Origin of the sequence: Paraburkholderia sp. 32 (assembly GCF_050435345.1) — a bacterium.
GTDB lineage: Bacteria > Pseudomonadota > Gammaproteobacteria > Burkholderiales > Burkholderiaceae > Paraburkholderia > Paraburkholderia tuberum.
Genome location: NZ_JBNDKD010000001.1, coordinates 690526 through 714468 on the forward strand (window position 1 = coordinate 690526; position 23943 = coordinate 714468).

At 63.1% G+C, this 23943-nt stretch carries 22 protein-coding genes; 1 reads left to right on the forward strand and 21 read right to left on the reverse strand.

Features of this window, described 5'->3' with window-relative positions; genetic code table 11:
• Nucleotides 1–2: 2 nt before the first annotated feature.
• From OKW26_RS03225 to OKW26_RS03325, 21 genes are all read right to left on the reverse strand, one after another.
• Entirely contained in the window at nucleotides 3–947 is a 945-nt protein-coding gene (locus tag OKW26_RS03225) for an SPOR domain-containing protein (protein WP_429352661.1), read from the reverse strand.
• Between the two features lie 29 nt (nucleotides 948–976).
• Entirely contained in the window at nucleotides 977–2287 is a 1311-nt protein-coding gene (folC, locus tag OKW26_RS03230) for a bifunctional tetrahydrofolate synthase/dihydrofolate synthase (RefSeq protein WP_429352662.1), read from the reverse strand.
• A 328-nt stretch (nucleotides 2288–2615) separates the two neighbouring features.
• Entirely contained in the window at nucleotides 2616–3488 is an 873-nt protein-coding gene (gene accD / locus OKW26_RS03235) for an acetyl-CoA carboxylase, carboxyltransferase subunit beta (RefSeq protein ID WP_090808311.1), read from the reverse strand.
• 79 nt (nucleotides 3489–3567) lie between these two features.
• Nucleotides 3568–4380, reverse strand: coding sequence for a tryptophan synthase subunit alpha (trpA, locus tag OKW26_RS03240; RefSeq protein WP_184036040.1), 813 nt, complete (start codon nucleotides 4378–4380; stop codon nucleotides 3568–3570).
• Nucleotides 4381–4460: 80 nt separating this feature from the next.
• Entirely contained in the window at nucleotides 4461–5375 is a 915-nt protein-coding gene (locus OKW26_RS03245; protein WP_184057547.1) for a DNA-methyltransferase, read from the reverse strand.
• 9 nt (nucleotides 5376–5384) lie between these two features.
• The gene (gene trpB, locus OKW26_RS03250; RefSeq protein ID WP_184036034.1) at nucleotides 5385–6578 is read right to left on the reverse strand and encodes a tryptophan synthase subunit beta; all 1194 of its coding nucleotides are present in this window, start codon (nucleotides 6576–6578) and stop codon (nucleotides 5385–5387) included.
• A gap of 60 nt (nucleotides 6579–6638) precedes the next feature.
• Nucleotides 6639–7349 carry a phosphoribosylanthranilate isomerase gene (locus tag OKW26_RS03255; protein ID WP_429352663.1) on the reverse strand — a complete coding sequence of 237 codons (711 nt, stop codon included), beginning with the start codon at nucleotides 7347–7349 and terminating at the stop codon, nucleotides 6639–6641.
• Complete coding sequence (truA, locus tag OKW26_RS03260) at nucleotides 7346–8158, reverse strand: tRNA pseudouridine(38-40) synthase TruA (RefSeq protein WP_429352664.1); 813 nt, start codon at nucleotides 8156–8158, stop codon at nucleotides 7346–7348. The genes OKW26_RS03255 and truA overlap by 4 nt, the downstream gene beginning before the upstream one ends.
• Entirely contained in the window at nucleotides 8155–10863 is a 2709-nt protein-coding gene (locus OKW26_RS03265) for a FimV/HubP family polar landmark protein (RefSeq protein ID WP_429352665.1), read from the reverse strand. The genes truA and OKW26_RS03265 overlap by 4 nt, the downstream gene beginning before the upstream one ends.
• Before the next feature lie 138 nt (nucleotides 10864–11001).
• Complete coding sequence (gene asd, locus OKW26_RS03270; RefSeq protein ID WP_429352666.1) at nucleotides 11002–12123, reverse strand: aspartate-semialdehyde dehydrogenase; 1122 nt, start codon at nucleotides 12121–12123, stop codon at nucleotides 11002–11004.
• Between the two features lie 360 nt (nucleotides 12124–12483).
• Complete coding sequence (leuB, locus tag OKW26_RS03275) at nucleotides 12484–13551, reverse strand: 3-isopropylmalate dehydrogenase (RefSeq protein WP_429352667.1); 1068 nt, start codon at nucleotides 13549–13551, stop codon at nucleotides 12484–12486.
• A gap of 90 nt (nucleotides 13552–13641) precedes the next feature.
• Nucleotides 13642–14295 carry a 3-isopropylmalate dehydratase small subunit gene (leuD, locus tag OKW26_RS03280; protein ID WP_429352668.1) on the reverse strand — a complete coding sequence of 218 codons (654 nt, stop codon included), beginning with the start codon at nucleotides 14293–14295 and terminating at the stop codon, nucleotides 13642–13644.
• A gap of 84 nt (nucleotides 14296–14379) precedes the next feature.
• Nucleotides 14380–14538 (reverse strand): entericidin A/B family lipoprotein, encoded by a 159-nt coding sequence (locus tag OKW26_RS03285; protein WP_018424119.1) that lies wholly within the window; start codon nucleotides 14536–14538, stop codon nucleotides 14380–14382.
• Nucleotides 14539–14543: 5 nt separating this feature from the next.
• Nucleotides 14544–15953, reverse strand: a complete 1410-nt coding sequence (leuC, locus tag OKW26_RS03290) for a 3-isopropylmalate dehydratase large subunit (protein ID WP_090808290.1) — start codon at nucleotides 15951–15953, stop codon at nucleotides 14544–14546.
• Nucleotides 15954–16271: 318 nt separating this feature from the next.
• Entirely contained in the window at nucleotides 16272–17573 is a 1302-nt protein-coding gene (gltA, locus tag OKW26_RS03295; RefSeq protein ID WP_184057557.1) for a citrate synthase, read from the reverse strand.
• A 72-nt stretch (nucleotides 17574–17645) separates the two neighbouring features.
• Nucleotides 17646–17918, reverse strand: a complete 273-nt coding sequence (locus OKW26_RS03300) for a succinate dehydrogenase assembly factor 2 (protein ID WP_187628894.1) — start codon at nucleotides 17916–17918, stop codon at nucleotides 17646–17648.
• A gap of 84 nt (nucleotides 17919–18002) precedes the next feature.
• On the reverse strand, nucleotides 18003–18707 hold the full coding sequence (locus OKW26_RS03305; RefSeq protein ID WP_090808286.1) for a succinate dehydrogenase iron-sulfur subunit: 705 nt from the start codon (nucleotides 18705–18707) through the stop codon (nucleotides 18003–18005).
• Between the two features lie 26 nt (nucleotides 18708–18733).
• Nucleotides 18734–20509 carry a succinate dehydrogenase flavoprotein subunit gene (gene sdhA / locus OKW26_RS03310; protein WP_184050561.1) on the reverse strand — a complete coding sequence of 592 codons (1776 nt, stop codon included), beginning with the start codon at nucleotides 20507–20509 and terminating at the stop codon, nucleotides 18734–18736.
• A gap of 4 nt (nucleotides 20510–20513) precedes the next feature.
• Complete coding sequence (gene sdhD / locus OKW26_RS03315) at nucleotides 20514–20882, reverse strand: succinate dehydrogenase, hydrophobic membrane anchor protein (RefSeq protein WP_184038008.1); 369 nt, start codon at nucleotides 20880–20882, stop codon at nucleotides 20514–20516.
• A gap of 3 nt (nucleotides 20883–20885) precedes the next feature.
• Complete coding sequence (gene sdhC / locus OKW26_RS03320) at nucleotides 20886–21302, reverse strand: succinate dehydrogenase, cytochrome b556 subunit (protein WP_090808277.1); 417 nt, start codon at nucleotides 21300–21302, stop codon at nucleotides 20886–20888.
• A gap of 157 nt (nucleotides 21303–21459) precedes the next feature.
• Nucleotides 21460–22260 carry a GntR family transcriptional regulator gene (locus tag OKW26_RS03325; RefSeq protein ID WP_184038002.1) on the reverse strand — a complete coding sequence of 267 codons (801 nt, stop codon included), beginning with the start codon at nucleotides 22258–22260 and terminating at the stop codon, nucleotides 21460–21462.
• A gap of 539 nt (nucleotides 22261–22799) precedes the next feature.
• Here OKW26_RS03325 and OKW26_RS03330 point away from each other — a divergent pair.
• On the forward strand, nucleotides 22800–23783 hold the full coding sequence (locus OKW26_RS03330; protein WP_429352669.1) for a malate dehydrogenase: 984 nt from the start codon (nucleotides 22800–22802) through the stop codon (nucleotides 23781–23783).
• Nucleotides 23784–23943: the final 160 nt, after the last annotated feature.

Consider the following 23943-nt stretch of genomic DNA (forward strand, 5'->3'; position numbering starts at 1 on the left):
GCTTACTGTGCTCTGCCGCCGTTCGAGCCCGACACGAGGCCCGCCTCGCGGACCTTCGCGACAGCGGCGGTGGCCGCGGCGCGGTCGGCGAACGGGCCTGCACGCAGCAATGTCAGCGTCGAGCCGTCGGCTTGCTTCCTATGTTCCGTATATGTGGGCACGCCTGCCGCTTTCAACTTCGCGGCCCAATTGCGCGCGTTCGCTTCGTTCGAGAAGGCGCCGAGCTGCACCGCGAAACGGTTGCCCGGCGGCGAGGCCGGCGTGCCGGAGTTCGCGTCGGCGCTGGCGGTGGCCGTGTTCGCTTCGTCGTCGGTCGACGCCGACGGTGTGGTGGCGGGTGCCTTCGTCTGTTTGGCGGGGACAGCAGGCGCGGTGTTGGCTGCAAGCGATTGCGTTTGCGGCTTCGCGGCGGGCTTCGGCGTCGCGGCGGTAACAGCGCCAGTTGCGGCGGAGGGGGTCGCGCCTTGTTTCGCTGCGGTCGATTGCGTCGATTTGGCGGCGGAGGCCGAGGCGGCCGCCGTGGTCGCCGCGCTCGTTGCCGGCGCGAGGCCGGACGCAGCCACGCCCGTGTCGGCGGCCGGCGGACTGTCCGGCGCGACGCCGGCCTGCACGTCTTCGTTGGCGGTGGATCTGGAGAGCTTCGGCGCGGGCCGGTTCGGAATGTCGATCGAGATGTCGTCGGTGACGGGCTTGGGGTGCGAGTCCAACACCATCGGCAGGATGATCACCGCCGCGACAACCAGTGCGATTGCGCCGACGAGCCGGCGGCGCGCGCGCTGCTTTTCCGGCAGCGTGGGGTCGAGCAGCATTGCATCTGCATCGACGGTGCGCTCGGTGCGGCGGGTGCGCCGCTCGACGCGTTCACCCCGGGTGGCCCGATTGGAACTGGTGTTTGCGCCGCGCCGGCTGGGCGCGTCGTCTTTCTTGCCGAACGAGAAAATTCCCATGAATCGCTTGGTTCGAGCCTGGTGCCCGCTCAGTGTTGCTGCGATTTCCGGTAGGCCATCACACCCGCTACCGTATAGAAACTGCCGAAAACGACGATTCTATCATTCTCTGACGCACGTTTTAGCGCGTCCTGGAAAGCCTGCGCCGGCGTTGCATAACGCATGACGCTGCTGTCGGCGCCGTCTTCCACGCCCAGCTCGCGCAACACGGTTTCCAGCTCTTGCGCGGACGCGGCGCGCGGGGTCGGCAGATCGGTCACGCACCAGTGATCGATCTCGCCTTTCAGATGACTTAGCACGCCGGCGATGTCCTTGTCGCGCATCGCGCCGAACACCGCATACGTGTACGGGAAAAAGCCCATGTTGCCGAGGTTCTGCCCGAGCACCGCGGCGGCATGCGGATTGTGGCCGACGTCGAGCACGATGGACGGCTTGCCCGGCAGCACCTGGAAACGGCCCGGAAGATCCACGTTGGCGATGCCGAGCCGGATGTCCTGCGCGGACACCGGCAGACGGTCGCGCAAAGCTTCGAGCCCGGCCAGCGCCGCCGACGTGTTGATCAGCTGATTCGCGCCGCGCAGCGATGGATACGCGAGCGCCGAGCGCCGCAGCGTCGGGCCGACATAGCTCCACTGCTGTCGCTCGCTGCCGGCCTGGCCTTCGTAACGGAAATCGCGGCCGAACAACCACAATCGCGCCCCGATCTTTTCCGCGTGATCGATCAACGATTGCGGCGGCACCGGGTCCGCGCAAATCGCGGGCTTGCCGGGACGGAAGATACCGGCTTTTTCGAACGCGATTTTTTCGCGCGTGTCGCCGAGATAGTCGGTGTGGTCAATATCGATGCTCGTGATGATCGCGCAATCGGTATCGAGGATATTGACCGCGTCGAGACGGCCACCGAGGCCAACTTCGAAAATCACCGCGTCGAGGCCGCGCGACGCGAACAGGCTCATGATCGCGAGCGTCGTGAATTCGAAGTAGGTCAGCGTGACCGGTTTGGCGAGGCTCAGGCGCGCGGCCTCGACGGCTTCGAAGTGCGGCAGCAGATCTGCGTCGCTTGCCATTGCCCCATTGATGCGCGCGCGCTCGTTGAACGACAGCAGATGCGGCGACGTGTGGCAGCCGACCGTATAGCCCGCGCGCAGCAGGATCGCTTCGAGAATCGCGCAGGTCGAGCCTTTGCCGTTCGTGCCGCCGACCGTGATGATCGGGCACGCAAACGACAGCTGCATCGCATCACGCACCTGGGAGATTCGGCCCAATCCCATGTCGATGCCGACCGGATGCGCGGATTCAAGGTGCGTGAGCCACGCGTCGAGAGTTGGGATTGTCGTCATCGGGTGAATCTTGAGTGAGTCGCGGTAGTTCGGTTCTGCAGTGCTGCGAAGGGTGCTGGTCAGGCGGTTACGGTCGAGGGTCGAGGGTCGCGGGTCGCCGGTCATGGGCGTAGGCCGTTGCGCGGTTTATGCGCACAAACCCGCGCCTTGAGCCGCGCCAGCTTCGGCTTCGACCGCTGCCGCATCGCAGGCGACGGTAATTATCCTGGAAATGACAGCGCGCCGCTTGATTGCTCACGCGGCGCGCTATTTTTTTGATTGCTTCTCTGGCTCCGCCGCGTCTTCGACAGCGCGGCGAAAGAGCGGCAAATGCGGTGCTGCCCGGCTTTTACGCGACCGCGTCCGCCGGCTGATGGCTCAACAGCGCCAGCAATTGCGCGATCTCTTCGCGCAGCTTGCGACGATCGACGATCATGTCGATCGCGCCCTTTTGCAGCAGAAACTCGGCGCGTTGGAAGCCTTCCGGCAGTTTCTCGCGCACGGTCTGTTCGATCACGCGCGGACCAGCAAAGCCGATCAGCGCCTTCGGTTCGGCGATCACGACGTCGCCGAGGAATGCGAAACTCGCTGACACGCCGCCCATCGTCGGGTCGGTCAGCACCGAGATGAATGGCAGCCTGGCTTCCGCCAGCTTCGTGAGCATCGCGGTGGTCTTTGCCATCTGCATCAACGACAGCAAGCTTTCCTGCATCCGCGCGCCGCCCGAAGCGGTGAAGCAGATGAACGGCACTTTCTGTTCGAGCGCGTTCTGCGCGCCGCGCGCGAAACGCTCGCCGACCACCGAACCCATCGAGCCGCCCATAAACGAGAACTCGAAATTCGCCACGACGACCGGCAGCGTGTGAATCGCGCCGCCCATCACGACCATTGCGTCGGTCTCGTCGGTTTCGTCCATCGCCTCTTTAATGCGCTCAGGGTACTTACGGCTATCTTTGAACTTCAGCGCGTCGACCGGAACGATTTCCTGGCCGATTTCGTAGCGGCCTTCCGGATCGAGCAGGCTGTCGAGCCGCTCACGTGCGCCGATGCGCATGTGATGGTCGCACTTGGGGCAAACATGCAGATTGGCCTCGACGTCGTTGCGATACAGCACGGCTTCGCACGACGGGCACTTGATCCACAGGCCTTCCGGAATTCCCTTGCGGTTTTTCGGGTCGGTTTGTTTGATTTTCGGCGGCAGCAGCTTATCGAGCCAGCTCATAGGGAATCCTTCTGGGTCAGCAGTCGCGCGAACGGCGGGACGAGCCCGCCGCTCACGTTACCGCGACAAAAAATAACTGTTATCGGGCAGTCGCGACGCTATCGAGCGCCTCGCGCACCTCGGCAACGAAACGCGTGAGCGTCTCGGCAGCGGCGTCGGGCGCTGCCTGTTCGAGCAATTGAACGATACGGCTGCCGATCACGACGGCATCGGCCACCTCGCCCACCGCACGCGCCGTTTGCGCGTCGCGAATGCCGAAACCGACGCCCACCGGCAGGGGGACGCGCGACTTGATGGCCGGGATTTTACTCGCGATGCTGGAAACGTCCAGATTTGCGGCGCCGGTGACCCCTTTCAGCGACACATAGTAGACGTAGCCGCTCGCGATGCGGCCGACTTCGGCAATACGTTCGTCGGTTGAAGTCGGCGCGAGCAAAAAGATCGGATCGATCCCGGCAGATTGCATCTGTTCTGCGAAGTTTGCGCACTCTTCAGGCGGATAGTCGACCACCAGCACGCCATCGACACCGGCTTCCTTCGCGGCTTTCGCGAAGGCCTCGGCGCCCATTCGCTCGATCGGATTCGCATAGCCCATCAGCACGACCGGGGTTTTGTCGTCGGCTTCGCGGAAGCGTTTGACGTCGGCCAGCACATGGCGTAGCGACACGCCCTTCGCGAGCGCGCGTTCAGACGACTGCTGAATGACAGGACCGTCTGCCATTGGGTCGGAAAACGGCACGCCTAGTTCGATCACATCCGCGCCGCCGGCGGCGAGGGCGTGCATGAACTCGACCGTGCGAGCCGGGTCCGGGTCGCCAGCGGTCATGAACGGGATCAGGCCTTTCTTACCTTGGGCGGACAGCGCGGCAAACGTGTTCTTGATACGGGACATGGAAGTACTCTCGAATTAGGGCTATTGCGCGCCCATTGCCGCGCGCTTTTCAGCGAACTTAGCGGCGCATCTCGCGCTTTTCACTGCACTTCGGTCGACGGCTGCACTTTTGGCCTGGCTCGGGTCCGACGGGGCGCAGCAGGCGTAGCGGCGGCGCTGACGCGCTCGCGCGCTATCGCACAATAGCTCTCGTTGATCTCATAGCCGACGAATTCGCGCTGATGACGGACGCAAGCGACGGCGGTGGTGCCGCTGCCCATGAATGGGTCGAGCACGCGGCCGCCCTTCGGGCAACTGGACAGTACCATCCGCTCGACGATTTCCAGAGGTTTCTGGGTTGGATGCGCAACGCGCTCGGCATGCTGCCGATGCAGACGCGATACCGACCAGACATCCTTCGGATTATAGCCAAGCTCCAACCACTTGCTTCCTTCGAACAACTTTCGCGAACGCGCCTTCTTCGTGACTGGATCGTACGGGATGCGGACAGGATCGAGATCGAAGAAGTAGTCCTTCGACACCGCGAAAAAACCGATGTTGTCATGCACTGACGTGAAGCGGCGCGTGGTGCCGCCCATACTCGGCACGCGCCGGTCCCAGATGATTTCGTTGACCATCGTGAGTTTCGTCTTCAGGAAACTGAAGATTTCCGGCGCGTATTGCCAGGTGCAGAAGATATAGAGCGACCCTGTTGGCTTGAGCTTCGGTACAGCGAGCTCGAGCCAGCCGCGCGTCCAGACGAGAAATTCCTCGCCCGTGCGCATGTCCGAGTCGTTGCCATAGTCCTTCCCCAACCCATAAGGCGGATCACAGACGATCAGGTCGATCGACTCATCGGGAATGTTCGCTACATCGGTTAGAAAATCGCGGTTCAACAGCTGAACGCCGGCCGGCACCTGCGCCAGCAGCGGTGCGGATGCCGCGGCCGCCGGGACTTCGGCGGCCGGATTCGTGGATTCAATCGCCGGCTGCGGCTCGTCGAACTCGTCGCGCATCGCCGCGGCTCAGAACTGGATACCCGATCGCTCAGCGACCGTGTGCATGTCCTTGTCGCCGCGGCCCGACAGGTTGACCAGCAGAATCTTGTCTTTCGACAAGGTCGGCGCGAGTTTCGTAGCGTAAGCGAGCGCGTGGCTCGACTCCAGCGCAGGAATAATGCCCTCGATGCGGCAGCAATCGTGGAACGCCTTCAGGGCTTCTTCGTCGGTGATGCCTACGTATTGGGCGCGATTGCTCTCTTTTAGCCACGCGTGCTCGGGGCCGACGCCCGGGTAGTCGAGGCCTGCCGACACCGAATGCGTCTCGATGATCTGGCCGTCTTCGTCTTGCAGCAGATACGTGCGGTTACCGTGCAACACGCCGGGACTACCGCCGATCAGCGATGCCGCGTGACGACCCGTTTCGAGGCCGTCGCCGGCCGCTTCGACGCCGATCAACTGCACGGAACTATCGTCGATATACGGGTAAAAGATCCCCATCGCATTCGAACCGCCGCCAACACACGCGATGACGGCGTCCGGCTGGCGGCCAGCGAGTTCTGGCATCTGCACGCGGCACTCGTCGCCGATCACTCGCTGGAAGTCGCGCACCATCATCGGGTACGGATGCGGACCCGCAACCGTGCCGATGATGTAGAACGTGTTTTCGACGTTGGTGACCCAGTCGCGCATCGCTTCGTTCAGCGCGTCCTTCAGCGTGCGCGACCCCGATTCGACCGGCACGACCGTCGCACCGAGCAGTTTCATGCGATAAACGTTCGCGGCCTGGCGGCGCACGTCCTCGGCGCCCATGTACACCACGCACTCCATACCGAAGCGCGCGCAGATTGTCGCCGTGGCCACGCCGTGCTGACCGGCGCCGGTTTCCGCGATCACGCGCGGCTTGCCCATGCGCTTGGCGAGCAGCGCCTGGCCGATCACGTTGTTGATCTTGTGCGCCCCCGTGTGATTCAGGTCTTCACGCTTCAGATAAACCTGCGCGCCGCCGAGCAGTTCGCTCCAGCGCTGGGCGTGATAAATCGGGGACGGGCGACCCACGAAATACTTCAATTCGCGCTCGTACTCGGCGACGAATTCCGGGTCTTTCTGATATTTCTCGTACGCTTCACGCAACTCGTTGAGTGCGGAAAACAGCGTTTCGGCGACGAACACACCACCAAATTGGCCGAAGTGGCCTCTTTCGTCAGGCAAGTTGTACATGGTGATCACTTTTCTCAGGATGGCTCGCGGCTTTCATCGGAAAGCGCCCGCGAGCCTGAATCATTCAGCGTCCGCAGCGCGCACCGCGCGTACGAACGCCGCCATCCGGGCGTGATCCTTCACGCCCCGGGCGCCCGCTACTTCGATGCCGCTCGAGACATCGACCGCGTACGGGCGCACGCGATGGATCGCATCACTGACGTTTTGCGCGTTCAACCCACCACTCAAAACGGCCCGACGCGCGAGCTCTGCTGGAATAAGTGACCAATCGAAAACCTTCCCACCGCCGCCGTAGCCTTCGACATGGGTGTCGAACAGAAGACCACTGGCTGCTGAATAGTTGAATGCCGATTTTACCAAATCGGCCGCTCGAGTATCCGCCGCAACTCGCAACGCGCGCAACCAAGGCAAACCCGCAACGCCGGCGAGCGCCTCGCACTGCTCAGGCGTCTCATCGCCGTGGAACTGCAACAGCGTCAGGTTCACGTTGCTCGCGACTTCGTGAACCCATTCCGGCGTCGCGTTGACGAACAGACCGACGACCGACACGAACGGCGGGACCTCATGCACGAGTTCGACCGCTTGCGCGACGCTCACCGAGCGCGGGCTCGGCGGATAGAACACGAGGCCGATCGCGTCGGCGCCGAGGTCGATCGCGTGGGCAATGTCGACGGGTTTCGACAGTCCGCACAGCTTGACGCGCGTGCGATGTGGCACGGCTTGCAAGGCGGTGGCGTCGGTCTGAATGGCGGGGTTCTCTGCTGCTTTCATGTTTCCGGTTGCTCGGTCCATACGCTGCTCCACGGCACGCTGCCCGTCGCCGGGTCGGGCACGCCGAATTTCTCAGGATAGCCCACTTGCGCGAGGTACAAGCCGTCGGGCATGAAGGTCGGCGCCGCGCAATCGCGGCTACGGCTCGCGAGCACGTCGGCCATCCACGCGGCCGGGCGGCGGCCGCTGCCGATTTCGATAAGACAGCCCATCACGTTGCGCACCATGTGATGCAGGAACGCGTTCGCGCGGAGGCGGAAATGCACGAAGTTACCCTGTCGTTTGACGTCGATCTGGTACAGGTGCTTGAACGGCGTCTTCGACTGGCATTGCGACGAACGAAACGCCGAAAAGTCATGCTCGCCGATCAGGTGCTCGGCGGCCGAGCGCATCGCGTCGACGTCGAGTGGCGTGTGCACCCAGCCGGCGCGCGTCGTGAGCATCGGCGAGCGAACCGGACTTACGTACAGCACGTAGTAATAGGTCCGCTCGAATGCCGAAAACCGCGCGTGAAAATCGTCGGGCATCGGCTTGGCCCATTGCACGCCGATCGTCTTCGGCAGAAACGCGTTCGGGCCGCGCACCCAGGAGATCTCGAGACGATCGAGGTCGGTGTCGAAATGCACGACCTGACCCAAGCCATGCACACCGCGGTCGGTGCGGCCGGCGACCACCGTCTGCACGGGCGTGCGCATGAATTCGCGCAGCGCCCGTTCGAGCTCGTCCTGTACCGTGTTGCCATGCGGCTGCGACTGCCATCCAGTGAACGCGGCGCCGTCGTATTGCACGCCTAATGCGATGCGCTTCACGACAGCGGTGCGAGAGTCGAAAGCAACGCGCGGGCTTCGGTGCGCGTGGCTGGATCGTTTGCTTCGATCACTTCGTTGATGAGCGCGCGGGCGCCCGCCAGATCGCCGAGCTCGATGTACTCGGAGGCCAACTCCAGCTTGTTGCGCGCGATGCGGCCGAGATCGGCCGGTGTGAAGGCCGGCAATGGCTGAGCCGGGCTCGGCGGCAACTCGAGGTCGAAGTCGAGCTTCAGCGCGCCGAAGCCGGCCGCGCCGAGGCCCGCGACGGCGCCGTGGCCGGCTGTGCCGGCGGCAATCTGGTCGGCGATGTGCGGGGCGTCGTCGTCCGCGCCATGGACGCCGAAGGCCTGCTGCGCGGTCGTGTCGGGCGATGCGACCGGTTGCGTCGAAAGCGACGTGGAAGGCTCCGCTTCGCCGACGGTGGGCACGTCGATGCGCGGTGGCAGCGGCATGTTGAGGCTGCCGAACGCGTCGACGGCCTCGCGCGGGAACTCGGTCGGTGCGGACAGCGCGGGTTCCGTCGGCACGGGGATGTCGCTGAACGGCTGACCGAACGACGTAGTGGCGCGCGGTTCGATCTGATGTTGCGTGAAATCGATCACTGGGGGTGGAACGTTCAAGGGGGACTGCGGTTCGGCCGTCGCGGTGTGCGACGCTGCCGAGGGCGGTTCCGCGGCGCTTGGGCTCGGGGTTGTCGTCGTGCCTGTCGTTTTCTCTGCGGTCGGACTTTCTGTGGGTTCCTCGTCCCATTGCAGGCGATGCGCGTTCTCGTCCTGCGTCGCGGCGCCAACCGGTTCGAGCGGTCCCAGCGGCAACGCGTCGGCGCCGAGTTCTGCCGCGGCGGCGAGATTGGCGGCCGTCGCGGCGGAGCGCAGCGTCTCGTCATGGGCGGGTGCGACCGCCGGTGGTTCGCTGGACAGTTCGCTTTGGCTGGGTAGCGGGATGCTGGCGAGTGGCGCCGTTAGTGCAGTAGGTTCGGGCGTGTCTGCTTGCTGTGCCGCCTGTTCTTCTGCGGCGCGCTCGGATGCGCTGCGTTCTGCTGCTATGCGTTCCGCTTCCGCATGTTCGGCGGCGACGCGTGCTGCTGCTTGTTCGGCTGCTGCTTGTTCGGCTGCTGCTTGTTCGGCTGCTGCTTGTTTGGCTGCTGCTTGTTCCGCTGCTGCGCGTTCCGCCGCGGCGTGTTCTCCGGCCGCTGCTCGCTCTGCTGCGGCTCGCTCCGCTGCCGTCTGTTCGGCTGCTGCACTTTCCGCTGCGGCTTGCTCGGCTGCTGCACGTTCGACTGCCGCGCTTTCTGCTGCGGCTTGCTCGGCTGCTGCACGTTCGACTGCCGCGCTTTCTGCTGCGGCTTGCTCGGCTGCTGCACGTTCCGCAGCCGCGCGCTCCGCTGCTACCCGCTCCGCAGCCGCGCTTTCTGCCGCTGCCTGTTCGGCTGCCGCACGTTCCGCAGCCGCATGCTCTGCTGCTGCGGCCTGCCGTGCAACCTCTTGATCTTGCGCGTCCGATCCTTCCGTGACCGCCGCCTGCCCCTCCGCCGCGCTGCCATTGCGCGAATCGGCCTCACGCGCGGATCTCGCCATTTCTGCATCAGTTGCCTGGGCAGCCCGTGCCGCGGCCTCTTTATCGCGCTTGCGGCGACCCATGCGCAGAGCAGCGAGCAGAACGATCAGTGCCGCGCCCACGGCCGCCGCGATGCTCAAATCGCGCTGAGAGATGCCGCCCTCATTCGACGGCGACGTCGTCACATTCGCGTGCTCCGGCGCCACGGCCACGGTCGCCGCGGAACCTGCCGGTGCCGGCTGCGCAGCGCTCGTCGGCGTTGGGCCTGAAGCGACGGGCGCCCCGCCGATACCGTGCTTCTGCAACTCCATCAGCACGCGGTTTTTCAGCGCCAGCAATTGCTGCAGACTCGACACCTGCGGATGCGGCTGCGAAGCCGCCTGCGCGGGCGCGCTCGCCGCCGGTTGAATCGATCCGGCCCATTCCCGCGTGCCACTCGTCGCCACCGGCGCCGAACCGGCCACTGGCGCGGACGAAACCGCACCGCCCGCCGCCGCGCCGGTCGATACCGCCGCGCTGGCCGCGCCGGAAACCGTGGATGCGGCTGGCGTCGTCGCTTGAGCCGCCGCGCTGGCCGCACTCGCGGCGGCGACGTTGACCTGCGCGACTGCACTCGCCGTGCTGGCGGCAGCCGGCGCGGCAGCCGGCGCGGCAGTCGGCGCGGAAGCGGGCGCAGCCGCCGTGGACTCCGACGCCCCTGCCGCGGCCCCAGTCGACGAAACCGCCAAGGCCCCCGACGCATCGAGCGCCGGCACGATCAACACCGCTCCTACACGCATCCGGCTCGGATCGTGATTCATGAAGGCGGCCGGATTCGTGTCGAACAATGCGTGCGTAGCGCGCGCGAGTACCGCCCGGTCATGCGACTGCGTAATAGCGATCGCGACATCGTTCAGCGACTGCCCTGCGTGTACGGTGTACTGAGAGCCCGCAGCGACAGCAACGACAGCGGTAGTGGAACTGACAGCGGAAGCGGCATCCGGCGCGCTCGTGGCACTAGCCGGCGCGGCAAGCGCATTGCCCGCGCCACCGCCGAGCAGCGCAAGAGCGAAAGTGGCACAAGCGGCCATCGCCGCCGGACGGCTGCTGAATCGCACCTTCTCGTGACGAATGGACATAGCCCGAAGAGCGGAGCGTCGAAAGTTCATCGGGACTCCTGGGTGCGTCAGCGCGCAGCCTTTTTTGCGAGTGGAAAGAGACAAGATGATCGGAGCACACAATGAAAAAGCGCCGCGCAAGCGCGACGCTTCTTGAGTTGTCTACGCGTCGTGAGCGCGTAGTTTACTTTACTTGTCGAGCACAATGCGAAGCATACGACGCAGCGGTTCAGCCGCGCCCCACAGCAGCTGATCGCCGACCGTGAAGGCCGACAGATACTCGCCGCCCATCGCGAGCCTGCGCACGCGGCCGACCGGCACCGTCAGCGTACCGGTGACAACCGCCGGGGACAGATCGCGCATCGACGCTTCGCGTTCGTTCGGCACAACCTTGACCCAGTCGTTGCCCGACGCGAGGATGCTGTTCACTTCGTCGAGCGGCACGTCCTTGTTCAGCTTGATCGTGAGCGCTTGCGAATGGCAGCGCATTGCGCCGATCCGCACGCACAGACCATCGACGGAAATCGAACCCGGCGTGCCCATGGCCGGCTTGCCGAGGATCTTGTTGGTTTCCGCGCCGCCCTTCCACTCTTCCTTCGACATGCCGTTGCCGAGATCCTTGTCGATCCACGGAATCAGCGAGCCCGCGAGCGGCACGCCGAAGTGGTCGGTCGGCATGCTGTCGCTGTTCATCGCTTCGAGCACGCGGCGGTCGATGTCGAGAATCGCCGAAACCGGGTCTGCCAGTTCGTTCTTCACCGCGCCGTGCAGCGTGCCCATTTGCGACAGCAATTCGCGCATGTTCTGCGCGCCCGCGCCGGATGCGGCCTGATAAGTCATGGCCGTCATCCAGTCGACGAGATTTTCGCGGAACAGGCCGCCCAATGCCATCAACATCAGGCTGACCGTGCAGTTACCGCCGATGAAATTCTTCTGGCCTTTGACGAGCGCGTTCTTGATCACGTCGAGGTTGACCGGATCGAGAATGATGACCGCGTCGTCCTTCATGCGCAGCGACGATGCCGCGTCGATCCAGTAGCCGTTCCAGCCCGCCGCGCGCAGCTTCGGGAACACTTCGTTCGTGTAGTCACCGCCCTGGCAGGAAATGATCGCGTCGCACTTCTTCAGGTCGTCGATGCTTGTCGCATCTTTGAGCCTGGTCTCGTTTTTGGCGAACGAAGGCGCGTTGCCGCCCGCGTTGCTGGTGCTGAAAAACACCGGTTCGATCAAGTCGAAATCGCCTTCCTGCTGCATACGTTGCATCAGGACGCTGCCGACCATGCCGCGCCAACCTACGAGACCTACGTTCATGACTTCATACCCTTCGAATGGAAACTTCCCCGCGTCTTTGCCCGCAGTGACCGCGCGGGGAAGATGGGCGGGCACGACGGACGATCAGCGCTTCGTGATCGTTTTCGGGGTAATGGTTTTGATGGTAATGGCGAACTCGATCGCACGGGACGTTGTGCCGTGCGTTTTGGAAATCGAGGAGATTTGGGAGATCTGAGCCATCACAAGAATATACACGAAAACGGAAAACTGGCGGCGTTCTTCGCCGTATGACGCGCAAATCGGCCTGTTTCAAGGCCCGATTCGCGTTTTTAAAAGGCCAGTATCGTTGACCTGACCACCGCATGCCTTCGCTCTGCGAGCGCATGCGGTGCACGCGTTTTACAGCGCGGCCACGACGGCATCGCCCATCGCGGCGGTGCCGACCTGCTTGCAACCCGGCGTGAGAATGTCGCCGGTGCGATAGCCCTGTTCGAGCACCTTCTTCACCGCGGTTTCGATGCGATCGGCCTGCTCCGCCTTGTTCAGCGAATAGCGCAGCATCATCGCGGCCGACAGGATCGTGGCGAGCGGATTGGCAACGCCCTTGCCGGCGATATCCGGCGCGGAGCCATGCGACGGCTCGTACAAGCCCTTGTTGTTCTTGTCGAGCGATGCCGACGGCAGCATGCCGATCGAGCCGGTCAGCATGGCCGCCTCGTCGGACAGGATGTCGCCGAACATGTTGCCGGTCACGATCACGTCGAACGACTTCGGCGCCTTCACGAGCTGCATCGCGGCGTTGTCGACGTACATGTGCGACAGTTCGACGTCCGCGTATTCCCTCGACACGTCGATCATCACGTCCTTCCAGAACTGCGACGTTTCGAGCACGTTGGCTTTATCGACCGAGGTGAGCTTCTTGTCGCGCTTTTGCGCCGCCTGGAATGCGACGTGCGCGATGCGGCGCACTTCGGGTTCCGAATAGCGCATCGTGTCGAAGCCTTCCTTTGCGCCGGCGAACAGGCCGTCCGGCGACGTACGCACGCCGCGCGGCGCGCCGAAGTAGATGTCGCCGTTCAGTTCGCGCACGATCAGGATGTCGAGACCCGAAACGATCTCTTCCTTCAGCGACGATGCGCCCGTCAGTTGCGGGTAGCAGATCGCCGGACGGAAGTTCGCGAAAAGTTCCAGGTGCTTGCGCAGACCGAGAATCGCCTGCTCAGGGCGCAGCGCGCGTTCGAGCTTGTCGTACTTCCAGTCGCCGACCGCGCCGAACAGGATCGCGTCGGCTTCCTTCGCGAGCGCGAGCGTCGAGTCCGGCAGCGGGTGGCCCTTCGCTTCGTAGCCCGCGCCGCCGACCGGCGCTTCTTCGAGTTCGAACTTCTCGCCGAGCACGTTCAGGACCTTGACGGCCTCCTTGACGATTTCGGGACCGATGCCGTCGCCCGGCAACACTGCGATCTTCATGCGAATTCCTTGATGATTTTTTCGGATCTTTCTGGCGCAAACCGACATTGGCGCGCGGACTTCACGCCCCTAACGCCCTCACGGTTTCGCTTAACGGACGAGGCGATTGTTCAGCCACGGTTGCTTCGCGAGACGCTCCGCTTCGAATTGGCGGATCTTGTCCGCGTGACGCAGCGTGAGGCCGATGTCGTCGAAACCGTTCAGCAGACAATACTTGCGGAACGCCGCGACTTCGAACGGATATTCGGTGCCGCCGTCGGCCGTGCGCACGACTTGCGCTTCGAGGTCGATCGTCAGCTCGAAGCCGTTGAACGCATACGTGTCGTTGAACAGATGATCGACCTGCTGTTCGGTCAGCACGATCGGCAGCACGCCGTTCTTGAAGCAGTTGTTGTAGAAGATGTCCGCGAAGCTCGGCGCGATCAGCGCGCGAAAGCCGTATTGCTGCAACGCCCAGGGCGCGTGTTCGCGCGAGCTGCCGCAGCCAAAATTCTTGCGCGCGAGCAGCACCGAGGCGCCCTGGTAGCGCGGCTGGTTCAGCACGAAATCCGGGTTCAGCGGACGCTTCGAGTTGTCTTGACCCGGTTCGCCGTGGTCGAGGTAGCGCCATTCGTCGAACGCATTCGGACCGAAACCCGTGCGCTTGATCGACTTCAGGAACTGCTTCGGAATGATCGCGTCCGTGTCGACGTTCTCGCGATCGAGCGGCGCCACGACGCCGGTGTGTACGATGAATTTATCCATGACGCTTGCGCCTGTTCAGGACCGGGCGATGCGACTGGCGGCTGGAACCCCCGCGCCGTATCGCCGGCAAAAATCAAAAACCGCTTATTTCTCAGCGTGATTGCTGATCGAATTGCCGAGGTGCGACATGTCCTGGCCGAATCCGTGCACCGTGTTGCAGCCGGCAAGACCGAGCAGGAGCCCGGCGAACGTGCCGAGTGCGAAGCGGCGCAACAGAGTGATGCGATTCATGTTCTTCATCATGCGATTTATCCGAGCTTGCGAATGTCGACGAAATGCCCTTCGATGGCCGCAGCCGCGGCCATCGCGGGACTCACCAGGTGCGTGCGGCCACCAGCGCCCTGACGACCTTCGAAATTGCGGTTCGACGTGGACGCGCAACGCTCGCCCGGCTCGAGCCGGTCGGCGTTCATTGCCAGACACATCGAGCAGCCCGGCTCGCGCCATTCGAAACCGGCCTCGGTAAAGACCTTGTCGAGGCCTTCACGCTCCGCCTGCGCCTTCACGAGACCCGAACCCGGCACGACCATCGCCAGACGGATGTTCGGCGCGACGCGACGGCCGAGCTTCTTCACGACGTAAGCCGCGGCGCGAATGTCTTCGATGCGCGCGTTGGTGCACGACCCGATGAAGATTTTATCCGGCTTGATCGACTCGATCGGCGCGTTCGGCTCGAGCGCCATGTACTTGAGCGCGCGCTCCATCGCGTCGCGCTTGACCGGGTCCTTTTCGCGCTCCGGATCCGGCACGCGGCCGTCGATCGGCGTGACCATTTCCGGCGACGTGCCCCAGGTCACCTGCGGCACGATTTCGGCAGCGTTCAACTCGACCACGCGATCGAAATGCGCTCCGTCGTCCGACTTGAACTGCTTCCAGTACTCGACCGCGTGATCCCACTCGACGCCCTGCGGCGAGAACGGACGGCCTTTCAGGTATTCGACCGTGGTGTCGTCGACGGCGACCATGCCGGCGCGCGCGCCCGCTTCGATCGCCATGTTGCAGACCGTCATGCGGCCTTCCATTGTCAGCGAACGGATCGTCGAGCCGCCGAATTCGATCGCGTAGCCGGTGCCGCCCGCGGTGCCGATCTTGCCGATGATCGCGAGCACGATGTCCTTCGCGGTACAGCCGCGCGGCAATTGGCCCTCGACCTTCACGAGCATGTTCTTGCTCTTCTTCTGCAGCAGCGTTTGCGTGGCCAGCACGTGCTCGACTTCCGACGTGCCGATGCCGTGCGCGAGCGCGCCGAACGCGCCGTGCGTGGACGTGTGCGAGTCGCCGCAGACGATCGTCATACCCGGCAGCGTGGCGCCCTGTTCCGGCCCGATGATGTGAACGATGCCCTGACGCAGGTCGTTCATCTTGAACTGTGTGATGCCGAAGGCGTCGCAGTTGGCGTCGAGCGTGTCGACCTGCAGCTTCGACACCGGATCGGCGATGCCGTGGCTGCGGTCCGTGGTCGGCACGTTGTGGTCGGACACAGCCAGGTTCGCGCTGATGCGCCACACCGGACGCTGGGCGATTTTCAGGCCTTCGAACGCCTGCGGGCTGGTCACTTCATGCAGCAGGTGACGGTCGATGTAGAGAATCGTGGTGCCGTCGTCTTCCGTGTGGACCACGTGCGTGTTCCACAATTTGTCGTAGAGAGTCTGTGCCATGGTATGCGGAGTAGTAGTGACTGCGGGCTGACTGTGTCGATTGATTATGCCACGCTGCGCACCGCGGTGGGCTGCTCAGCCGACGAAAAACCGATAAAAAACATGGAGTTGGCTGGTAGTGGCAATACCTGTATCGTCGTTACCCGGCAAGTGTTGGCCCCAGCGACGCCAATGCGCCGCATGCGCGACGCCTAGCTGCCGCCGAAACGGAAAACGCCCCAACGGTAAACCCGTCGAGGCGTTTTATTCACTCGGATTTCGCGCTTTTGCACGGCACGAATGCCGCTGCGAAGCGCGCGTATCGAGGTCGATCAGCGATCAGCGCTGTGCGATCGGCTTCGCTTCACGCAGCGTCTCGCCGATGAACAGCTGACGCGGACGGCCGATCTTCTGCTCAGGATCGGCGATCATTTCGTTCCACTGCGCGATCCAGCCGACCGTGCGTGCCATCGCGAAGATACACGTGAACATCGACGTCGGAATGCCCAGCGCGCGCTGCACGATACCCGAGTAGAAGTCGACGTTCGGGTACAGCTTGCGCGACACGAAATATTCGTCTTCCAGCGCGATCTTTTCGAGTTCCATCGCGAGCTTGAACAGCGGATCGTCGTGCAGGCCCAGCTCTTCGAGCACTTCGTAGCAGGTCTCGCGCATCAGCTTCGCGCGCGGGTCGTAGTTCTTGTACACGCGGTGGCCGAAGCCCATCAGCTTCACGCCCGAGTTCTTGTCCTTCACCTGCTTGATGAACTCAGGAATGTTGTCGACCGAGCCGATTTCTTCCAGCATGGTCAGCGCGGCTTCGTTCGCGCCGCCGTGCGCCGGGCCCCACAGACACGCGATACCCGCCGCGATACACGCGAACGGATTCGCGCCCGACGAACCGGCGAGCCGCACGGTCGACGTCGACGCGTTCTGCTCGTGGTCAGCGTGCAGGATCAGGATACGGTCGAGCGCGCGCACCAGCACGTCGTTGACCTCATACTCTTCGCACGGGTTCGAGAACATCATGCGCATGAAGTTCGCGCTGTACGACAGGTCGTTCTTCGGATACACGAACGGCTGGCCGATGCTGTACTTGTACGCCATCGCGACCAGCGTGGGCAGCTTCGCGATCATACGGATCGCCGACACTTCGCGGTGACGCGGGTTATTGATGTCGAGCGAGTCGTGATAGAACGCCGACAGCGCGCCGACCGCGGCGACCAGAATTGCCATCGGGTGCGCGTCGCGACGGAAGCCGCGGAAGAAGAACTGCATCTGCTCGTGCACCATCGTGTGCTTCGTGACGGTGCCGACGAATTCGACCTTCTGCTTCTGGTTCGGCAGCTCGCCGTTCAGCAGCAGGTAGCAGGTTTCGAGGAAGTCGGCGTTTTGCGCGAGGTTGTCGATCGGGTAGCCGCGGTAGAGCAGTTCGCCCTTGTCGCCGTCGATGTAGGTAATCGCCGAATTGCACGCCGCCGTCGACATGAAGCCCGGGTCGTACGTGAATTTGCCGGTCTGGCCGTACAGTTTGCGAATGTCGATCACATCCGGGCCAATCGTGCCCTTGTAAATCGGCATTTCGACGCTCGGCGAATTGTCGCTGAACGATAGCGTGGCTTTAACATCTGACGGGGTCATAGCACATCCTCAATCGAAGTATGGATACAGGGTTTCGATAATTGCACGCCTGGAACAACGGACTGGCGGCGCTCAAACGTTGCGCAGCAACTCCAGAACCCGGACCACGTCCGGGTCGGCCAGATCGCCTTCTGGTTCCTTGCGCGCGAGCAGCAAGTCCATCAGGTCGTTATCGCTCAGCTCGAGCAGGCGCGTGAGTGCGCCCACGTCGGCATCGCTGAGGTCATGCTCATATCGGCTGAAAAAACGCTCGAAAATCAGGTCGTTTTCCAGCAGGCCCCGCCGTGCGCGCCAGCGAAGACGCGCGCGGCGGAGAGGGTCGGACTGATGCGATGTTTCGGTCATGTCGGTACACCCCGCGCCGCGCCCGGGCGCACTGACCGCCCTCTCGGGGGCAGCGCGCGCCAGGGAGCGCGGAGCTCATTGATACTAGACAGCACGACGAACCATCAATTCCTTGATCTTGCCGATTGCCTTGGTCGGGTTCAGGCCCTTCGGACAAACGTCGACGCAGTTCATGATGGTGTGGCAACGGAACAGACGGTACGGATCTTCCAGGTTGTCGAGGCGTTCGCCGGTTGCCTCGTCGCGGCTATCCGCGATGAAGCGGTAGGCTTGCAGCAGACCAGCCGGGCCGACGAACTTGTCCGGATTCCACCAGAAGCTCGGGCACGACGTCGAGCAGCTCGCGCACAGAATACATTCGTACAGGCCGTCGAGCTCGTCGCGTTCTTCCGGCGACTGCAGACGTTCCTTCTCCGGCGGCGGCGTATCGTTGATCAGGTACGGCTTGATCGAGTGATACTGGTTGAAGAACTGCGTGAAGTCGCAGATCAGGTCGCGCACGACGGGCAGGCCCGGCAGCGGACGCAGCACGATCTTCTGCGGCAGGTCGTTCAGGTTCGTCAGGCACGCGAGGCCGTTCTTGCCGTTGATGTTCATTGCGTCCGAACCGCACACGCCTTCGCGGCACGAGCGACGGAACGACAGGGTTTCGTCGAGCGCCTTCAGCTTGATGAGCGCGTCGAGCAGCATGCGTTCGTGCGAGTCGATTTCGATCTCGTACGTCTGCATGCGCGGAGCGGCGTCCTTGTCCGGATCGTAGCGGTAAATTTCAAATGTACGCTTGGCCATTTCTCTGAATTCCTTTGACTTGTGCCTTAGAAGGTACGCGCTTTCGGCGGAACCGATTCGACGGTCAGCGGCTTCATGTGAACCGGCTTGTAGTCGAGGCGATCGCCTTCGCTGAACCACAACGTATGGCGCAGCCAGTTTTCGTCGTCGCGATGTTCGAAGTCGTTCTGCGCGTGCGCGCCGCGGCTTTCCTTGCGCGCTTCGGCGGAGACCATCGTGGCGCGTGCCACTTCGATCAGGTTCGCCACTTCGAGCGCTTCGATGCGAGCCGTGTTGAACACCTTCGACTTGTCCTTCAGATGGATGTTGTCGACGCGTGCGCCCACTTCGCGGATGGCTTCGACGCCTTCGGCCAGCAGAGCCGACGTACGGAACACGCCAGCGTGCTTCTGCATCGTGCCGCGGATGTCGTTGGCGACCGACTGCGCGTACTCGCCCGACGACGAGTTATCGAGCTTCGCCAGACGCGACAGCGCGAAGTCGGCTGCATCGGCCGGTAGCGGCTTGTGTTCTTTCAGTTCCTTCACGTGCTTGACGATGTGGTTGCCGGCAGCGCGGCCGAACACCACGAGGTCGAGCAGCGAGTTCGTGCCGAGACGGTTCGCGCCGTGCACCGACACGCACGAGCATTCGCCCACTGCATAGAAACCGTTGACGACTTCTTCGTGGCCGCGCGGCGTACCGACGACCTGGCCGTTGATGTTCGTCGGAATACCGCCCATCTGGTAGTGGATGGTCGGCACGACCGGGATCGGCTCTTTAATGCAGTCGACGTTCGCGAACTTCAGCGCGATTTCGCGGATCGACGGCAGACGCTTCATGATCGTCTCGGCGCCGATGTGCGACAGGTCGAGCAGCACGTGATCCTTGTTCGGACCCACGCCGCGGCCTTCCTTGATTTCCTGGTCCATCGAACGCGAGACGAAGTCGCGCGGCGCCAGATCCTTCAGCGTCGGCGCGTAGCGTTCCATGAAACGCTCGCCGTTCGAGTTACGCAGAATACCGCCTTCGCCGCGCACGCCTTCGGTGATCAGCACGCCCGCGCCGGCCACGCCGGTCGGGTGGAATTGCCAGAATTCCATGTCCTGCAGCGCGATGCCCGAACGGGCCGCCATGCCGAGGCCGTCACCGGTGTTGATGAACGCGTTGGTCGATGCCGCGAAGATCCGGCCCGCGCCGCCCGTGGCGAACAGCGTGGTCTTGCCTTCGAGGATGTAGACGTCGCCGGTCTCCATTTCCAGTGCGGTCACGCCGAGCACGTCGCCGTCGGCGTCGCGGATCAGGTCCAGCGCCATCCATTCGACGAAGAATTGCGTCTTGGCAGCAACGTTCTGCTGGTACAGCGTATGCAGCAGCGCGTGACCGGTACGGTCAGCCGCCGCGCAGGCGCGTTGCACCGGCTTTTCGCCGTAATTCGCAGTGTGGCCGCCGAACGGGCGCTGATAGATCGTGCCGTCCGCGTTACGGTCGAACGGCATGCCCATGTGTTCGAGTTCGTAGACGGCGTTCGGTGCTTCACGGCACATGAACTCGATCGCGTCCTGGTCGCCGAGCCAGTCGGAGCCCTTGATCGTGTCGTAGAAGTGGTAGTGCCAGTTGTCTTCGCTCATGTTGCCGAGCGAAGCGCCGATGCCGCCCTGGGCCGCGACCGTGTGCGAACGCGTCGGGAACACCTTGGACAGCACGCAGACCGACAGACCGGCACGCGCGAGTTGCAGCGACGCGCGCATCCCCGAGCCGCCCGCGCCGACGATGACGACGTCGAAGCGGCGACGCGGCAGAGAATTCTTGATTGCAACCATGCTTTTATACTCTCCAGAGAATCTGCGCAGCGTAGCCCGCACATGCGAGCAGCCAGAGGATCGTCAGCACCTGGAGGACGAGACGCGTGCCAACGGGCTTCACGTAATCCATCCAGATGTCACGGATACCAACCCACGCGTGGTAGAACAGCGAGAGAAGCGTGACGAACGTGGCGAGCTTCATCCACTGCGTCGCGAAGATCGACGCCCAGCCGTCGTACGAAAAGTCGCGCGCGAGGAAGAACCACGCGAGCAGAATCACCGTGTACACCGCCATCACGCAGGCGGTGACGCGTTGCGCGAGCCAGTCGCGCAGACCGTAATGCGCGCCGACGACGAGACGCTTCGAACCGATTCGGTTATTGGCTGACATTTTTTAGAATGCTCCGAACAGTTTTGCCGCGAATGCGATGGTAAGCAGCGACGACACGACGATCACCACGATGGAGGTCGATTTGCCCTTCTCTTTCGACACGGCATCATGATTCGTATCCATCACGAGGTGACGGATGCCGGCGCAGAAGTGGAACAGGAAGGCCCACGCGAGAACCAGCGTGATCAGCTTGACGATGATGTTGGAGAGGAAGCCTTTGAATACTTCGAAGCTCAGTTCGGAAGTCAGGCTCTGATCGAAGAGGAACAGCAGGAACGGAAGGAAGAGAAACAACAAGGCACCGCTCACGCGATGCAGAATCGACACGCGCCCCGCCAGCGGGAGACGGTATGCCGTCAGTATTTGCCCAATACCGATGTTCCGGAATTCCGGCCTCGGTTTTTTTACGGCTTCTGCCATGCTAGACCCCTACTATGTAGTCACACTAATCCGCAATTTTAGCGCCTTTTTATATCGCGCTGCAGCGAAAACCACGCTGGGTCCTTTGCGGCGCGCGCATTAAAAGCGCCTTCCGATTGGCACGCGTGTGGGACGCCGCGCCTCGTTTCAGCCCGATTCAGCTCAGATCGTTCTGATAGTAATACCCGGTTGTGACATACCAACCTCGCCGGACTTCGACCGGCCGGTCCCCATAGGTATAGGACACGCGCTCGACCGACAGCAACGGAAAACCCGCCGGCACATGCAGCAGGTCCGCCACGGAAGGCTCCGCCGCGACCGCGCGGATTTTCTCCGTCGCGCGAATCATGCGGGTCCCGAATTCCGTCTCGAACATCGCGTAGAGGGGACCCTTGTACTCCGACAGCCGCTCGAGCGTGAGCCCGCGGAACACGACGCCGGGCAGCCAGATTTCGTCGAGCACGGTGACTTCGCCGTCGAACTGCAGCAAACGCTTGATCAGCACGACCGGATCGGCCGGCTTCAGATCGAGCTGCCGCGCGATTTCCGCCGATGCGCGCAGCCGCCGGCATTCGAGCAGACGGCTCACGTGCGGATGCTCGGCGCCGTCGTCGGCGAGCAATCTCAGGAAACGGAACTGCGCGCGCTCTTCGTTGTGCGTTGCAACGAATGTGCCCTTGCCCTGGCGGCGCACCAGCAGGTTGTCGGCGGCGAGTTCGTCGATCGCCTTGCGCACCGTACCCTGACTCACCTTGAAACGCGCGGCCAGTTCGACTTCACTAGGAATGATCTCGCCCGGCTTCCATTCGCCGCTTTCGAGGCTCTGCGTAATCAAGCCCTTGATCTGCTGATATAAGGGGCTGAAGGTAGGCGACGCGGCAGCGGAAACAGCGGATACGCCTTCGCCGGCGGCCCCTTGGCCATTCGGGTTCACAGGATTCGCCGGGTTCGAATTCATGCGCGCATTTCATCATAAAGGGCTGGGACACGTCTAGGGTTTTCCCCGCGATAGATGTGTCTTATATAAGACATAAGATACTGTTGACTTTGTCTGTTTCGACTCCTACACTCCTTGTCGAGCAAGGGTTTGCGGGATTTTTCGGCGGCTGTTTGATGCAGCGCAGCGACGCTCCGGCAGCCACTCTGCACCATGCCGTCCCCTACGCAGTCCAGGTTTCGATTCGCCGCCATCCGTTGCATTCGCGCGCTGTCTCCGTGTTGCACCCGCTGGCCCGACGCTTGCCGAAACGCGCTGTTTGCAGGAGCCCGCACCGTGCAGTTGCGGCCCCGGCCCGGCGTAAGCCCTGGGCCATCCCGTCCCGCACCGCAGTACAGCTTTCCGGCACGGCGGTCTTGCCGTAACGCGCCGCCCGGTCTCGCCAATTCCGAGCCCGCACGCGAACAGTGAATTCCGCCGTGTTTCATCACGCTACGCTGAACGCGCATATAGAATGGCGTTTTCCCTAGCGTCTAACGCATCGTCCTGGAGATTTCTCAATGGCTAAGCCCGCAAAGCGCGTTGCCGTCACCGGCGCCGCAGGTCAAATCGCTTACTCCCTGCTATTCCGCATCGCCAATGGCGACCTGCTCGGCAAGGACCAGCCGGTGATCCTGCAACTGCTCGATCTGCCGCAAGCGCAAGCCGCCGTCAAAGGCGTCGTGATGGAACTGGATGATTGCGCATTCCCGCTGCTGTCTGGCGTCGTGATCACGGACGACCCGAAGGTCGCGTTCAAGGACGCCGACATCGCACTGCTGGTCGGCGCGCGTCCGCGTTCGAAGGGTATGGAGCGCAAGGATCTGCTGTCGGCCAACGCCGAAATCTTCACGGTTCAGGGCAAGGCGCTGAACGACGTCGCCAGCCGCGACGTGAAGGTTCTGGTGGTCGGCAACCCGGCCAACACGAACGCATACATCGCCATGAGGTCGGCGCCGGATCTGCCGAAGAAGAACTTCACCGCGATGCTCCGTCTGGACCACAACCGCGCGCTGTCGCAACTGGCCGCCAAGTCGGGCAAGCCGGTCGCGTCGATCGAAAAGCTCGCGGTGTGGGGCAACCACTCGCCGACCATGTACCCCGACTTCCGCGTTGCAACGGCTGAAGGTCAGGACCTGACCAAGCTGATCAACGACGAAGAATGGAACCGCAACACGTTCATCCCGACCGTCGGCAAGCGCGGCGCGGCGATCATCGAAGCGCGCGGCCTGTCGTCGGCGGCATCGGCGGCTAACGCTGCGATCGACCACGTGCGTGACTGGGTGCTCGGCACGAACGGCAAGTGGGTCACGATGGGCATCCCGTCGGACGGCTCGTACGGCATCCCTGAAGACATCATCTACGGCGTGCCCGTGACCTGCGAAAACGGCGAGTACAAGCGCGTCGAAGGTCTGGCAATCGACGCGTTCTCGCGCGAAAAGATGGACGGCACGCTGCAGGAGCTGCTGGAAGAGCGCGACGGCGTTCAGCACCTGCTCGGCTAAGCATCTGATGCCGATGAACCGGAACTCCGAAGCGTCAGCGCGGCGGGTTCCGGTTTTTTTCGTGTGAATGGCCGTGCGATCATCGCCATTCGCCTCTGATTCGAACGTGCTTTGCCGTTGCCCGACGGCACTCGCGCAGAGCACGCCCGAATCCGACATC

What these genes read in the sequence shown, in the direction of transcription:
- OKW26_RS03225 (WP_429352661.1), bottom strand. Translation starts at nt 947, where the DNA reads ATGGGAATTTTCTCGTTCGGCAAGAAAGACGACGCGCCCAGCCGGCGC.
- folC (WP_429352662.1), bottom strand. Translation starts at nt 2,287, where the DNA reads ATGACGACAATCCCAACTCTCGACGCGTGGCTCACGCACCTTGAATCC.
- accD (WP_090808311.1), bottom strand. Translation starts at nt 3,488, where the DNA reads ATGAGCTGGCTCGATAAGCTGCTGCCGCCGAAAATCAAACAAACCGAC.
- trpA (WP_184036040.1), bottom strand. Translation starts at nt 4,380, where the DNA reads ATGTCCCGTATCAAGAACACGTTTGCCGCGCTGTCCGCCCAAGGTAAG.
- OKW26_RS03245 (WP_184057547.1), bottom strand. Translation starts at nt 5,375, where the DNA reads ATGCGCGACGAGTTCGACGAGCCGCAGCCGGCGATTGAATCCACGAAT.
- trpB (WP_184036034.1), bottom strand. Translation starts at nt 6,578, where the DNA reads ATGTACAACTTGCCTGACGAAAGAGGCCACTTCGGCCAATTTGGTGGT.
- OKW26_RS03255 (WP_429352663.1), bottom strand. Translation starts at nt 7,349, where the DNA reads ATGAAAGCAGCAGAGAACCCCGCCATTCAGACCGACGCCACCGCCTTG.
- OKW26_RS03265 (WP_429352665.1), bottom strand. Translation starts at nt 10,863, where the DNA reads ATGAACTTTCGACGCTCCGCTCTTCGGGCTATGTCCATTCGTCACGAG.
- asd (WP_429352666.1), bottom strand. Translation starts at nt 12,123, where the DNA reads ATGAACGTAGGTCTCGTAGGTTGGCGCGGCATGGTCGGCAGCGTCCTG.
- leuB (WP_429352667.1), bottom strand. Translation starts at nt 13,551, where the DNA reads ATGAAGATCGCAGTGTTGCCGGGCGACGGCATCGGTCCCGAAATCGTC.
- leuD (WP_429352668.1), bottom strand. Translation starts at nt 14,295, where the DNA reads ATGGATAAATTCATCGTACACACCGGCGTCGTGGCGCCGCTCGATCGC.
- OKW26_RS03285 (WP_018424119.1), bottom strand. Translation starts at nt 14,538, where the DNA reads ATGATGAAGAACATGAATCGCATCACTCTGTTGCGCCGCTTCGCACTC.
- leuC (WP_090808290.1), bottom strand. Translation starts at nt 15,953, where the DNA reads ATGGCACAGACTCTCTACGACAAATTGTGGAACACGCACGTGGTCCAC.
- gltA (WP_184057557.1), bottom strand. Translation starts at nt 17,573, where the DNA reads ATGACCCCGTCAGATGTTAAAGCCACGCTATCGTTCAGCGACAATTCG.
- OKW26_RS03300 (WP_187628894.1), bottom strand. Translation starts at nt 17,918, where the DNA reads ATGACCGAAACATCGCATCAGTCCGACCCTCTCCGCCGCGCGCGTCTT.
- OKW26_RS03305 (WP_090808286.1), bottom strand. Translation starts at nt 18,707, where the DNA reads ATGGCCAAGCGTACATTTGAAATTTACCGCTACGATCCGGACAAGGAC.
- sdhA (WP_184050561.1), bottom strand. Translation starts at nt 20,509, where the DNA reads ATGGTTGCAATCAAGAATTCTCTGCCGCGTCGCCGCTTCGACGTCGTC.
- sdhD (WP_184038008.1), bottom strand. Translation starts at nt 20,882, where the DNA reads ATGTCAGCCAATAACCGAATCGGTTCGAAGCGTCTCGTCGTCGGCGCG.
- sdhC (WP_090808277.1), bottom strand. Translation starts at nt 21,302, where the DNA reads ATGGCAGAAGCCGTAAAAAAACCGAGGCCGGAATTCCGGAACATCGGT.
- OKW26_RS03325 (WP_184038002.1), bottom strand. Translation starts at nt 22,260, where the DNA reads ATGAATTCGAACCCGGCGAATCCTGTGAACCCGAATGGCCAAGGGGCC.
- OKW26_RS03330 (WP_429352669.1), top strand. Translation starts at nt 22,800, where the DNA reads ATGGCTAAGCCCGCAAAGCGCGTTGCCGTCACCGGCGCCGCAGGTCAA.